The organism is Parabacteroides goldsteinii, from assembly GCF_020091425.1.
In the GTDB taxonomy this organism is placed as follows: domain Bacteria; phylum Bacteroidota; class Bacteroidia; order Bacteroidales; family Tannerellaceae; genus Parabacteroides; species Parabacteroides goldsteinii.
The window spans coordinates 6,080,727-6,093,727 of the sequence record NZ_CP081906.1 but is presented as its reverse complement, the minus strand read 5'-3'; the positions used below and the strand labels follow the sequence as shown (position 1 = coordinate 6,093,727).

The following is a 13,001-nucleotide window of genomic DNA, read 5'->3' as shown; positions in this document are numbered from 1 at the left end:
TCGCGCCACTTTCGTGTGTGTCTATGAATGTTTTAAAATAGGTATTATGAGAAAATTTCCTCATAATTGGTTGCCGGAACAAGCATTTTCTGTGTGTTCAGGCTATAATCTTTCTTCTTTTTGTCCCACATTCCGTATTCGGAAGTGATATTTCCGTCTTCATTATACTGATATGTAATCAGATAATAAGGATCCCATGTCTCTTTTGCCTGATTCCAGCGGTACGCTTTTTTCTCAGCGACTTTGCCGTTATCATTGTAGGCGAATTCATATTTCACCTGTTTGTTCAAAAGCCCTTTTTCCTGTAGGAATATTACTTTTGAAACGATCTTTCCGTTCTCTTCCTTCGTATCATACAGATAGTTTCTGGGAGAAGCGGCACTCATTGCCAGACCGCAAACGAACAAAACAACAAATGACAAAATTTCTTTTCTTAAAATTGAAGCTTTCATAAATATATTACTTATAAGATTTACTTTCAAATTGCGTGCAAATGAACACAGTTTTCGGGTAATAACCAAATATATTCTGACATATTGATAGCATAATAGCCTTATTTAACTATTTCAAACCACAACCCAACACATACAAAACAGCACAAAGCTTACAATTTATAAGAAAAACGATTTACAACATCAAAATAACATTGTTTTCAGTCTCTATTTTCTTAATAAGCCAAAAGAAAAAGCCAACTTACTTACGAATTGACACTAATAGTTTTTCTCATCATCAGCTGCATTATTCAGAACTAAATATACACTCACGATTGTTATTTAGAAATAAAAGAAGGATATTAGCATCCAAATTAAATCGGTATATCATGGAGAGAAATATTTTTAAACTGGAAAATGACCAATTGAAAGAGATTGCTCTTTCATTGCGACAGAAAGTAGAAGAAGGTCTGGCAAAAGACGGCCAGGAGATACAATGTATCCCGACATTCATCACCCCTAAAAGTACAAACATAAACGGTAAAGCCCTCGTTCTCGACCTGGGCGGTACGAATTACCGGGTGGCAACAGTCAACTTTAATAACGACAAACCGACTATCCATCCTGAAAACGGCTGGAAAAAAGATCTGTCAGTAATGAAAACTCCCGGCTTCACCCGTAACGAACTGTTCAAGGAACTGGCTGACCCTATCGGAGAGATCAAGCGGGAACAGGAAATGCCGATCGGTTATTGCTTCTCGTACGCAGCCGAATCGCTTCCCGACGGGGATGCCCGGTTGTTGCACTGGACAAAGGGAGTGCATATCAAAGAAATGCTCGGACAGCCGGTAGGGAAACCTCTGCTCGACTATCTGAATGACAGAAATACCCCCGGGTTTACAAGTATAAAGGTTCTTAATGATACAGTAGCCAGCCTGTTCGCCGGACTTACCGACAGTAGTTATGACGCCTATATCGGACTTATAGTCGGAACGGGAACCAATATGGCGACCTTTATTCCTGCCGAAAAGATTACAAAATTACCCTCTTCCGTACAGGCACACGGGCTAATCCCTGTCAATCTGGAATCAGGAAACTTCCATCCCCCTTATCTGACAACTGTCGACGACACGGTCGATGCCTGCTCCGACAGCCATGGCATGCAACGTTTTGAGAAAGCCGTCTCCGGCATGTATTTGGGAGAGATATTGAAATCGACCTTTCCGCTGGATGAATTCGAAGAAAAGTTTGATGCGCAGAAGCTGACGACTATCATGAATTATCCGGATATTCATAAAGATAAATATGTACAGGTTGCCCACTGGATATATAACCGTTCTGCACAATTGGTAGCTGCTTCGCTCGCAGGACTGGTCTCTTTATTAGTTTCTTATAATAAAGATATCAAAAAAGTATGCCTGGTAGCCGAAGGAAGTATGTTCTGGAGTATTAACAGGAAAGATAAAGATTACAATGTGCTCGTAATGGAAGAACTGGAAAAGTTACTGAATGAGCTTGGAATAGGCGATGTGAAAGTTCATGTGAACAAAATGAATAATGCGAATCTGATAGGGACGGCTATTGCGGCATTGTCTTGATAAGAAAACGAGGGTATATCAATCAGTTGAAATACCCTCGCTATTCTTTATACTCTTCCTAAAAATTCATCCACCGTATAATTCAGGAAATTATTAAACGGCAGTAACTCCTCGAATCGCTTTAAGGTCTGATCCATCCAGTCGTCCGCCATAAAGAACTCGTCCGGCAAGTTGGCCGCAAAACAGAAATCTTTATGCTTCATAATCTCGTCATATTTGAAATCGGTCGGATAACCGGCCGGCATACGCTTCAGAACCTCCCCTTCCATCACCGGGAAGGCTTCCTTAAAGGATGGCTTTTCAATGATACCGACAAACTCGTCGATGTGATCGTAAATATCCTGGCGAAGCATTTTCAATAATTTAGGCGGAGGACACCATACGCCACCGGACAGCATACAGGCACCCGGTTCGAGATGGATATAATATCCGCCCCGCTCGCTGGCACGTCCGCCCTGGGCCATATAAGCTGCAAAATGAACCTTATAAGGTGTCTTGTCCGGCGAGAAACGCAGATCGCGGTAGATGCGAAACTGGCAATCCTTCGATTCCAGGCCTGCTACCTGCGGATCGAACAGGGCAATCCGGTTGATTACTTCCTGCACTTCGTCGATAAATCCTTTGTGCAGGACATCGAAGCGGTCCTTGTTTGCCTGAAACCACTCCCGGTTGTTGTTTACGCTTAATTCCTTCAGGAATTGTATAATCTCTTTATTCATATTGTCTGTCTGTTTTACCCACAAAGATAGAGAATAATATCATTCATTCTTCCAGTTTCTGTCGGTACGGAAAGGAGCGACCGGCAAACCTTCCCTGCTGAACAGGTTGCCGATGGTCGCATCATCGAAACAATAGTGCACCACGACAGGCTTCTTCACTTTGGAAGAGGTTACAACGACCGTATTATCTTTGATCCGGACTTTGGCAGGCACAAAGACACCATCTTCGCCGGCTATCATGAACCCGGTAATTTCCTTATCTTTACACATCAAACCGTTACCGGCATGCAGGAAAGAGATGACAACTTTGTTCTTATCGATGGTCATACTTTCAAACAGAGGGCTTTCATATCCGGAATCGAGCCGGCCGTATATCTTGCCCAATGCCATATTCGCCAGACGTTGTCCTACACTTTGCTTATCGGTCGGATGGATATTCTTTACATCTGCCACACAATCTGAAACAGCGACCATCCCGGCCCCCGGAACCGTACGGGCCACCCATTCCTGATGCTCGCGAACCAAAGCAGCGCCATTATCGCCGGCATTATAGGTAAACGGTGCGATCTGCACCAGATAGAACGGAAAGTCTTTTTTGAAACTCTTACGCCAGCTCTCGACCATCGTTTTCAGCAGGATTCCATACGAATCCGGATGATCGCGGTTGGATTCGCCCTGATACCAGATAGCGCCGGCAAGGGCATAAGGCACGACCGGACTAATCATCTGATTATACAGTACACCCGGCTCTACGGGCCACCAGGGATATGTTTTATCGGGCATTACATCACGTATCCGGGGATTGTTCATTACCTGTTCTTCGGGGACCCATACCTCGGCCGGAGTACCTCCCCAGGCAGATACGATCAGGCCGACAGGGACATTCAGGTCTTTTTGCAAGTCACGTCCAAAGAAGTAAGCTATAGCGCTGGTACTCTTCATTCTGTCAGGGGTACAGGGTGCCCACGATGCTTCGCAATTATTCTGCGGGGTTGCAGCCCCGCGTTTGGGAATATGGAAGAAACGGATATTCGTATAATTGGCGGCGGCGACCTCTTCTTCGCTGTTGTCGATACCGTGCATCGGAGTCCATTCCATATTGGACTGGCCGCTACACAGCCATACTTCGCCCAGCATGACATCTTTCAGTTCGCGGGTACCATCGCCCAGGACCGATAAGGTATAAGGACCGCCCGCCCCGATCGTTTTCAGGGTGGTATCCCAGGTTCCGTCCGAACGGACGACAGTCGTTGCCGTATCCTGCGGAGCCCAGCTTCCGACAACTTTGATTGTAGCACTTGCAGATCCCCAGCCCCACACGGGCACTTCACTTTTCTGCTGTAACACCATATGGTCGGTAAAAACAGCCGGCAGACTAACCTGTGCCTGCATACCGACAATCAGAAGGGACAGACCGGCGGCTATCCCTGTAATTCGTGTAAGTTTCATGTATCTCTTTGTATTTGATTGATTAACGGATAACAAATGTACAACAAAAACTAGAACGAGAATCCCAGATTCAAATAAAATTGAAGGCTGGTGTTTTGATTGGACATGCTGAAAGTCGCGCTTAGCGGTCCCGCAATGCTGTTATACGCATATCCGAGACTTCCGCCCCACACGTTTTTCCCTTTCAGCAGGTGGAAGAAGTCATCATGATGAATCGCATAATTACCGATCAGGGAAATATAGTTATTCCCTGCAATACGCTGACGAAAATGCAAGCGGGCAACGGCTACTGAGTTGTCGAAGATCTCCATCCGGTTGATTCCGGCAAACGGCAGCTGCTGGGGCACATACCGTCCTTCCACCTCGCCCCCGACTGCATTCAGGAAAGGATAAGCCAGATTACCACCGATCAGTACGCGGCCATACAGAGAAGGCAGGATACTGAAATGGGAAGTAACAGGTATGACAGAAGTGAAATTCAGACCGACCGCAGAGAACGGTGCATGCCCGTTATAACTGACGAAATTGTCCGTATAAAAAGAATAGTCCGCTTTCAGGGAAACGCCTTTGGTCGGGAAATACCGCTTATCGAACGTCTCCAGATGTGCCATAGCGAAATAACTGATAAAACCTTCCGGCTTTACCTCGTATTGGTTATTATCACCGGTATAGAGAAAGGAATTATAATCATAATATTCATAACGCAATCCCAGCTTGAACTTAAAATTCAGCCAGTTCATATCCGAATAGCCGAACTCGGCAAAATGATGGGTATAGCTGGTATTGAATGTTTTATCGCCTTTCTTGTAGATATCCAGATCCTGGTAAGTGAACTGGTAGGCCAGGTTCAGGTTGCGCAAAGGATTCCTTTCGATGGCATAATCCAGGCGGGCAAACGAAGTCTTCCCCCCGACACGCCCGGTAAATCCCAGCTTCGAATGGTTGCGGGCCCGGTGATCGAAAGTGGCATTCACCAAGACGCCGATGACCTCTTCCGAATCGAAACGCACACCCAGGTTCACAGAGCTGACTGATTTTTTTTGTGCCGTCAGCACCAAATTCTGCTGTTGCTCGCCGGTCAGCATATAATCTACATTCGAATAGGCATTGGAGCCGATCAGCACAGACATGGCATGATGGAGTTCGTGCAACGTGATCCGGCTGTTTTCCCGCAAACCACTGATCTTCATCAACCACTTTTCGTCCCTCGGATCGGTACCGACAAAGGAGATCGTCCGGATATAGAAACTGTCGGTAGGCAGCGCGGGGTAAGATTTCCGGACATGTCCATGCTCTTCCGGACAGGAATCTTCCGCTATTCCTATTTTCTCTTTCAGTGCAATGATCTCATCCCAATGGGCATAGGCTTCCTGCTCTCCGCGACGGATCAGCGTATCGAGTGCAACCGTACTAAAGCTGGCGGCATTATAAGAGGTCATATTCGGGCGGAGCAACAGGTCGGTCTGCTCCTTATTACGTGCATATTTATCATGTCCGTGTAAGGCGATAATCTGCCCGATCACATCACCGGGACTGTTCAGCTTGTCAAGCGTCTTCAAATCACTGGTACCCAGGTCTACACCGATAATCACGTCGGCGCCCATCTCCCGGGCGACATCTACCGGGAAGTTATCGTTCAACCCGCCGTCTATCAGCACCATACTATCCAGTCGGACAGGGGTAAACACTGCCGGAATCGCCATACTGGCACGCATCGCCAGCGGCAGGCTGCCTTTACGGAACACATAATCCTTCCCATCGACTGCATCCACAGCGACACAGGCAAAAGGTATATTGAAGTTTCTGAAATCTACGGAATCATGATAACCGATCGTCAGGTTGGAAAAGAGGTTCATCAGGTTCTGTCCTTTTATCATCCCCTGGATGACACGGTCTTTCTTATCTTTCCCAAAAGGCAGGGAAAGAATGTATCGTTCGGAGTTTTCCTTTTCCGGAAAGGTAAGGCTGCTTCGTTTGATCCGGTCGCTGAGCAGCATGGTCCAGTCTTGCTCCAACACCATCGTATCTATTTCCGCCGGCGTATACCCGATGGCATATAAACCACCGACAATGGCGCCCATACTCGTACCCGCCACATAATCAATCGGAATACCGGCTTCCTCCAATACTTTCAACACCCCAATATGAGCTACACCTTTTGCACCCCCGCCGCCTAATACAACTCCAACCTTCTTCCGTTGAGCTGTCAGGGAAGGCAAAGCGACCAGTAACATCAGCAAAAAGCAAAGTAACTTTTTCATCTGCACACTATTTACGGCAAATGTAGTTCGTTTACGCTAAAGATGCAAACGAATCGGAGTTTACTGCATTTACTATACCAGATTCATAATTTATCATACGGGAGGAAACGCAATGAGATAAATAAAACACGAAGTAAGCAACAGACTCTCCGATAAATGTATTAAATTTGAAGCCTATTTCTCACCTTAAGAAGAAAAACTCATATGCAAAAATCAGCATTCTGTCTATTACTATGCTGCTTGACATTTCAAAGCTATGCGACAGTAGATTTACTGAAAGGCTATCAGTATGCCTCAGAACAAGCGCCGAAAGGGAACGAGTGGGAATCACCCGAGAACCTTGCGCTGAACAAAGAACAACCCCGTGCCTGGTTCTTCTCCTTCCAGAATCTGGAGAGTGCCCGGAAAGTATTACCGGAAAACAGTGCCTACTGGCAATCTCTGAACAGAGATTGGAAATTCAATTGGGCCCGTACGCCCGAAGAACGTCCGAAGGATTTCTATCAACCCTCCTTCGATGTATCAGGCTGGGACAATATCCCCGTGCCATCCAGTTGGAACATTGTCGGTCTTCAGAAAGACGGGACACAGAAGTATGGTACCCCTATTTACGTGAACCAACCGGTTATCTTCCAGCACAAAGTGGCTGTCGACGACTGGCGGGGAGGCGTGATGCGTACCCCACCGGAAAACTGGACGACCTTTAAAGACCGTAACGAAGTCGGCTCTTACCGTCGTGAGTTCACCATCCCGGAAGACTGGGACGGACGCAATGTATTTATCAGTTTCGACGGAGTAGATTCCTTTTTCTACTTATGGATTAACGGCCATTATGTAGGTTTTTCCAAAAACTCCCGTAATGCAGCCAATTTCAACATTACTCCTTATCTTCAAAAAGGAAAGAACATTGTGGCAGCCGAAGTGTATCGCAGTTCCGACGGCTCGTTCCTCGAAGCACAGGATATGTTCCGTCTACCGGGTATCTTCCGGACCGTTGCGCTCTATTCGACACCGAAAGTGCATTTCCGCGATTTGGTGGTGACACCCGATCTGGATGCAACATATACCGACGGTTCGCTGACCGTCAAGGCAGACATTCGTAACCTCGATAAAAAAGCAATCAAGAATTATAAAGTGTATTATTCGCTTTATGCCAATAAACTCTATTCAGACGAAAATACACTTGTCGATGGATTCTTATCGCCTGTCATCGAACGGATCAACCCGGATGAAACAACGGAGAACCTGATGACCATCAAAGTGAAAGCGCCCAATAAATGGTCGGCCGAACAGCCCTACCGCTATACACTGGTTGCCGAACTGAAAGATAAAAAGAATAAAACGATTGATATGGTTTCCACCACTGTAGGTTTCCGCAAGGTAGAAATCAAGGATACACCGGCATCTGAAGACGAGTTCGGACTGGCCGGACGTTACTATTACGTAAACGGCAAGACTGTCAAACTAAAAGGTGTGAACCGTCACGAAAGTAATCCGTCCGTAGGCCATGCCATCACACGCAAAATGATGGAAGACGAAGTGATGCTGATGAAACGCGCCAATATAAACCACGTTCGTAACTCACATTATCCGGATGATCCGTACTGGTATTACCTGTGTAACAAATATGGTCTTTATCTGGAAGATGAAGCCAATATCGAATCGCACGAATATTACTATGGCCAGGCCTCCCTGTCCCACCCGAAAGAATGGCGGGATGCACATGTGGCACGTGTCATGGAAATGGTAAACGCCCATATCAACCATCCGTCTATCGTGATCTGGTCGTTGGGGAATGAAGCCGGTCCGGGACACAACTTCGTAGAGGCCTACGATGCTTTAAAGAAAGCAGACCTGTCACGTCCCGTTCAGTACGAGCGCAACAATAAAATCGTAGATATGGGTTCCAACCAGTATCCGTCTATCTCTTGGGTGCGCGGTGCCGTGAAAGGCGATTATGACATCAAGTATCCGTTCCATATCTCAGAATATGCCCATTCGATGGGGAATGCCTGCGGTAACCTGGTTGATTACTGGGATGCAATGGAGTCGACCAACTTCTTCTGTGGTGGCGCCATCTGGGACTGGGTGGACCAGTCTCTTTACAACTATACCTCCGACGGCAAACGCTACCTGGCTTATGGCGGTGACTTCGGCGATACGCCCAACGACGGTCAATTCGTAATGAACGGTATCGTGTTCGGCGACCTGGAACCGAAACCGCAGTATTATGAAGTGAAAAAGGTATACCAGCATATCGGCGTCACAGAAGTCGATGCACAGAAAGGCCTTTTCGAGCTATTCAATAAATACTATTTCAACGATCTGTCCGATTACGATGTGAAATGGTCGCTTTATGAAAACGGCAAAGAAGTGGAAAGCGGCTCCCTGAATCCGGGTAAGGTTTCACCACGTAAACGTGTGCAGGTAGCCATTCCTTATACGTACAGCCAACTGAAAGCGGACAACGAATATTTCGTTAAAGTTCAGTTTCTGCTGAAAGAGGATAAACCCTGGGCCCCCAAAGGTTATGTAATGGCAGAAGAACAACTTCCAGTCAAAGCATCTGTGGGCAAACCTGCCATCAACGAAGTGGCAAATGCCTCAGCAGGAGAACTGTCTCTCAAAAAACAGTCGGACGCACGCTTCTCTACGATCAAAGGAGATAACTTCAATGTCACATTCGACAATGAAAGCGGTACGATCTATAATCTGAATTATGGTGGCGAAACAATCATTGCCGACGGTAACGGTCCGAAACTGGATGCTTTCCGTGCCTTCACGAACAACGATAACTGGTTCTACGGAAGCTGGTTCGAAAACGGCTTGCATAATCTGAAACATAAAGCTACCGCGTCCAAAGTGATCAAGCGGAAAGACGGTTCCATGGTATTGTTCTACACCGTAGAATCGCAGGCTCCCAATGCAGCCAAGATACTGGGCGGAACATCCAGCGGCAAGAACAAAGTGGAAGAACTGACCGATAAAGCCTTCGGCGAAGACGACTTCAAGTTCACGACCGACCAGGCATGGACCATCTACCGTGACGGTTCCATCGAACTGCAAGCCAGCATCACCTCCAACAATTCAAGTCTGGTACTGCCACGTTTAGGCTACCGGATGATCGTTCCTCAGCGTTATAAAAACTATACATACTACGGACGTGGTCCGGTTGAAAACTATGCCGATCGTAAAGCCGGACAGTTTATCGAACAATATAAATCGACCGTAGCCGACCAGTTCGTGAACTTCCCGAAACCGCAGGATATGGGTAATCACGAAGATGTGCGCTGGTGTGCACTGACCGACAAGGCCGGCAAGGGAGCTCTCTTTGTGGCAACCAACCGCCTTTCTACTTCTGCTTTGCAATATTCCGCACTCGATATGACATTGGCCGGACATCCTTATCAGTTACCGAAGGCCGGTGACACTTATCTGCATCTTGATCTTGCCGTTACAGGTTTGGGAGGTAACAGTTGCGGACAAGGTGGCCCATTGATTCATGACCGTGTATTTGCCGGACAGAACAATATCGGCTTTATCATCCGCCCGGCCACACAAGACCTGTCGGCTGCCGCACAGGTATCGGCCGCCGGTGAGATTCCTTTCTCCATCACCCGTTCCCGTGTAGGTATGGTTGAATTATCATCTATTGATAAGGATGCTGTCTTCTGCTACACGATCGGCAAAGAGAAAAAAGCGAAAGAATATACCGGAGCTATCCCGATGCGCGAAGGCGGAACAATCACTGCCTGGTTAAAGAACAATCCGGAGATCAAGTCGACAAAGACTTTCAATAAGTTGGAAAGCATCCAGACAGAGGTTATCTACGCCAGCAGCGAAGAGGTTGGCGAAGGCGATGCCAAACACCTGGTAGACGGCGATCCGAATACGATCTGGCACAGTATGTATTCTGTCACAGTAGCCAAATATCCACACTGGGTAGATCTGGATGCCGGCGAAGAGAAAGCATTCAAAGGCTTTATCTATATGCCTCGCAAAGACAGCAACAATGGTAATATCAAAGAATATTCCATCCAGGTCAGCTCCGATGGCAAGAATTGGGGTGAGCCTGTCTGCAAAGGCCAGTTCGCGAATAATCGGGACGAAAAGAAAGTCCTCTTCGACAAACCGGTAAAAGGACGTTACATCCGTTTCACCGCACTGAGTTCACAGAACGGACAGGATTTCGCAACGGGAGCGGAACTGACTATTTTAAGTGAATAAGAGATTTGTATCTTAGGATGTCTCTATAAGGGCGGGCTTTTGCCCGCCTTTTTTAATAATTGCCCTAGCAGCAATCAGCCTTACTGAATAAAGATTTGCCTCTATTTGGAAAATCAGGAAAAATCCTGTTTCTTTGTAAAAAGGTTATATCAATGAGTAACATAAGAGACAAAGTGGAATTTATAGCGGCTATGATTGATGCGTTTGCACAACGGAATAGCTTAAATAAGCAGCAAGCTTACCGTTATATCCGCCGTTTTCACGGGATTGACTTCCTGGAGCAGCACTATGAGGCTATCCATACGCTCGATTTTAAAGAAGCTCTTTCTTATCTGACACTTTATTGCCAACGCCAGGGAGGGGCTATCGCATGATACTTTACCATGGTTCCAATGTCATTATAGAAAATATAGATTTAACTCGCTCTAAACCTAACAAGGATTTTGGGAAAGGTTTCTATTTGTCTTCGGATGAAGAACAAGCTTTTCATATGGCCGCTCTTAAATCTGCTATTTTAGGTGGAGAACCGATAGTGACTCGTTACGAGTTTGATGAAACCTATCTTCACGGAACTGATCTATCAGTGAAAATATTCAGTTCATATACAGAGGAATGGGCGCAGTTTGTGTTTGCAAATAGAAATAGTAAAAATGGAAATGCCGTATTTCAATATGATATCGTTTATGGACCGATAGCAAATGATAAGGTTGGTTTACAGATCAAGAAATTAGAAGATAAATCTATTGATATACAAGAAATTCTCCATCGATTAAAATATATGAAAGGAATTACTTTCCAGTATTATTTCGGAACTGAAAAATCAATTCATTTACTAAGAAGATTATGACAGACTTTGATTATATGGTTGAATCGGTTACGGCAGACTTAGTTGTCTTACTGATGGAACGTTTGGGGATGGATTTACAAACCGCATTGGATACGGTTTATACATCGGATACCTTCGCTAAATTGTCCAACCCGGCTACGGAGTTGTATTATCAAAGTCCATATTATATTTACTCTTATCTCGAAACCGAAATAAGAACAGGCGTGATGGGATAAGGTATTATCTCGTCATAGTGAAGCCGGACAGGGGTCGGCTGTTCACTTAAACAAGTTATTAGTAGCGGAACAATAATAGTAATCAGTATTATTTTTTCATTGTAACGATTATCAAAACAGGGTTATCATCTTCTTTCAGGTTCTGTAAAGCTTTATGTTCCAACAAAGCAGGATCTTTTTTTGCCAGTTCCAGAATATCCGTTGCCTCCCACAGATTAATAACCACATCGTCCGTTGTCTGGATATTCGGATAAAAAGGTAACCGGCTATTCATATCATTTTTTATGTATCCGCCTTTTACATTATAACTACTTTTCCCTTTTTTATCGTATACGACCAGCTTGCGTCCTTTGATACGATCTTCAAATTTCCAGGGAGAATAAGGAACGAAAACCGAACGGGTGGTTTCCACCATATTAGGACGCCAGTAAGGAGCTGAGACTTCATTAAAGCGCTCCCAGTTTCCATCCAATACTTCAAACCGGTACTTATCGGGCAATCTATACTTTCCCATGTCAAGGATATAACGCGGTATAAGCTTATCCTTCTTTACAGTAAAAACGGTATCATTATAAAACTATTTCAGACAGGTGTTTCCGGCAAACTGATACAAGTATCTGTCATAAGGGTCTGTATTATAAAACGTCATTCCGCTCGGGACAGTAAACTGATCGTATTGCGGGAAAGTATTTATCTGTTCTCCTTTCATATTAGACAAAACAATCTTCTCTCTTTTCTTTCCGTTACCATTATATACATAAGAAACATACGTATCTTGCCCCAACAGTTCTAATTGCCACACCATCGGGAACCGGGCTTCCCTCAAAGATTTACCTTCCGACGAGAAAACCAGTACTTTTCCATTAGTTAATAAATGGATTTGCTTCTGTACTCTATCAACAGCGACATAGCGGATATTTGCATATTCACCGGGACCTTGCCCTTTACGGGAAACAGAGCAAACAAATTTACCGTCATCGGAAAATTGAAGCAGTCCCATATCACAAGGAATATAAATATCATGTCCGATCATCTGTATAGCACCTGCTTTCACTTTTGAGAGTAAACAATTCTTCGTTGTTTCCAACGGTACTATTTTCACATCCGCTGCAATCTGGCTCAAGACTAGTTCTTTCGTTGTATTTAAAGCTGTTTCAAACGGTATTTTAACAGGGGATACATCTTGTGCATCCATATCATAGTAACTACTTAAAAGCAGCAACATAAACAAAAATAAGTTTTTCTTTTTCATAA

11 protein-coding genes are annotated in these 13,001 nt (G+C 45.2%); 5 read left to right on the top strand and 6 right to left on the bottom strand.

The genetic code is table 11. The features are described 5' to 3' along the window. Positions 1-44: 44 nt before the first annotated feature. On the bottom strand, positions 45-452 hold the full coding sequence (locus K6V26_RS25040) for a DUF3836 domain-containing protein (RefSeq protein WP_224264161.1): 408 nt from the start codon (positions 450-452) through the stop codon (positions 45-47). Between the two features lie 368 nt (positions 453-820). Here K6V26_RS25040 and K6V26_RS25035 point away from each other — a divergent pair, with 368 nt between their 5' ends. After that, entirely contained in the window at positions 821-2,029 is a 1,209-nt protein-coding gene (locus tag K6V26_RS25035) for a hexokinase family protein (RefSeq protein WP_224264160.1), read from the top strand. A gap of 47 nt (positions 2,030-2,076) precedes the next feature. Here the strand turns inward: K6V26_RS25035 and K6V26_RS25030 are convergent, their stop codons facing one another. The 3 genes from K6V26_RS25030 to K6V26_RS25020 are packed head-to-tail and all read right to left on the bottom strand — an operon-like array spanning position 2,077 to position 6,458. Then, positions 2,077-2,748 carry a DUF2461 domain-containing protein gene (locus tag K6V26_RS25030; RefSeq protein ID WP_009860024.1) on the bottom strand — a complete coding sequence of 224 codons (672 nt, stop codon included), beginning with the start codon at positions 2,746-2,748 and terminating at the stop codon, positions 2,077-2,079. A 39-nt stretch (positions 2,749-2,787) separates the two neighbouring features. Beyond that, a complete protein-coding gene (locus K6V26_RS25025) occupies positions 2,788-4,197 on the bottom strand; it encodes a sialate O-acetylesterase (protein WP_224264159.1) in 1,410 nt (469 codons plus the stop codon). Between the two features lie 50 nt (positions 4,198-4,247). Further along, a complete protein-coding gene (locus tag K6V26_RS25020; protein ID WP_195585885.1) occupies positions 4,248-6,458 on the bottom strand; it encodes a patatin-like phospholipase family protein in 2,211 nt (736 codons plus the stop codon). 204 nt (positions 6,459-6,662) lie between these two features. On the opposite strand from K6V26_RS25020, the gene K6V26_RS25015 reads away from it, so the two are divergent. The 4 genes from K6V26_RS25015 to K6V26_RS25000 all read left to right on the top strand — a co-directional run bounded on the left by K6V26_RS25015 (position 6,663) and on the right by K6V26_RS25000 (position 11,747). After that, a complete protein-coding gene (locus tag K6V26_RS25015) occupies positions 6,663-10,685 on the top strand; it encodes a glycoside hydrolase family 2 TIM barrel-domain containing protein (protein WP_224264158.1) in 4,023 nt (1,340 codons plus the stop codon). A 152-nt stretch (positions 10,686-10,837) separates the two neighbouring features. Further along, positions 10,838-11,059 carry a DUF3791 domain-containing protein gene (locus tag K6V26_RS25010; protein ID WP_010800877.1) on the top strand — a complete coding sequence of 74 codons (222 nt, stop codon included), beginning with the start codon at positions 10,838-10,840 and terminating at the stop codon, positions 11,057-11,059. After that, the gene (locus K6V26_RS25005; RefSeq protein WP_224264157.1) at positions 11,056-11,532 is read left to right on the top strand and encodes a DUF3990 domain-containing protein; all 477 of its coding nucleotides are present in this window, start codon (positions 11,056-11,058) and stop codon (positions 11,530-11,532) included. Before K6V26_RS25010 ends, K6V26_RS25005 begins: the two co-directional genes overlap by 4 nt. Further along, complete coding sequence (locus K6V26_RS25000) at positions 11,529-11,747, top strand: hypothetical protein (protein WP_010800879.1); 219 nt, start codon at positions 11,529-11,531, stop codon at positions 11,745-11,747. Before K6V26_RS25005 ends, K6V26_RS25000 begins: the two co-directional genes overlap by 4 nt. A gap of 88 nt (positions 11,748-11,835) precedes the next feature. Here K6V26_RS25000 and K6V26_RS24995 read toward each other — a convergent pair whose 3' ends face one another. Then, positions 11,836-12,261, bottom strand: coding sequence for a hypothetical protein (locus K6V26_RS24995; protein WP_224264156.1), 426 nt, complete (start codon positions 12,259-12,261; stop codon positions 11,836-11,838). Between the two features lie 63 nt (positions 12,262-12,324). Further along, complete coding sequence (locus tag K6V26_RS24990; protein ID WP_224264155.1) at positions 12,325-12,999, bottom strand: 6-bladed beta-propeller; 675 nt, start codon at positions 12,997-12,999, stop codon at positions 12,325-12,327. Positions 13,000-13,001: the final 2 nt, after the last annotated feature.

Bases quoted from the DNA above. Each gene is read 5' to 3' on its own strand.
- K6V26_RS25040 (WP_224264161.1), bottom strand. From the start codon at position 452: ATGAAAGCTTCAATTTTAAGAAAAGAAATTTTGTCATTTGTTGTTTTG.
- K6V26_RS25035 (WP_224264160.1), top strand. From the start codon at position 821: ATGGAGAGAAATATTTTTAAACTGGAAAATGACCAATTGAAAGAGATT.
- K6V26_RS25030 (WP_009860024.1), bottom strand. From the start codon at position 2,748: ATGAATAAAGAGATTATACAATTCCTGAAGGAATTAAGCGTAAACAAC.
- K6V26_RS25025 (WP_224264159.1), bottom strand. From the start codon at position 4,197: ATGAAACTTACACGAATTACAGGGATAGCCGCCGGTCTGTCCCTTCTG.
- K6V26_RS25020 (WP_195585885.1), bottom strand. From the start codon at position 6,458: ATGAAAAAGTTACTTTGCTTTTTGCTGATGTTACTGGTCGCTTTGCCT.
- K6V26_RS25015 (WP_224264158.1), top strand. From the start codon at position 6,663: ATGCAAAAATCAGCATTCTGTCTATTACTATGCTGCTTGACATTTCAA.
- K6V26_RS25010 (WP_010800877.1), top strand. From the start codon at position 10,838: ATGAGTAACATAAGAGACAAAGTGGAATTTATAGCGGCTATGATTGAT.
- K6V26_RS25005 (WP_224264157.1), top strand. From the start codon at position 11,056: ATGATACTTTACCATGGTTCCAATGTCATTATAGAAAATATAGATTTA.
- K6V26_RS25000 (WP_010800879.1), top strand. From the start codon at position 11,529: ATGACAGACTTTGATTATATGGTTGAATCGGTTACGGCAGACTTAGTT.
- K6V26_RS24995 (WP_224264156.1), bottom strand. From the start codon at position 12,261: ATGGGAAAGTATAGATTGCCCGATAAGTACCGGTTTGAAGTATTGGAT.
- K6V26_RS24990 (WP_224264155.1), bottom strand. From the start codon at position 12,999: ATGAAAAAGAAAAACTTATTTTTGTTTATGTTGCTGCTTTTAAGTAGT.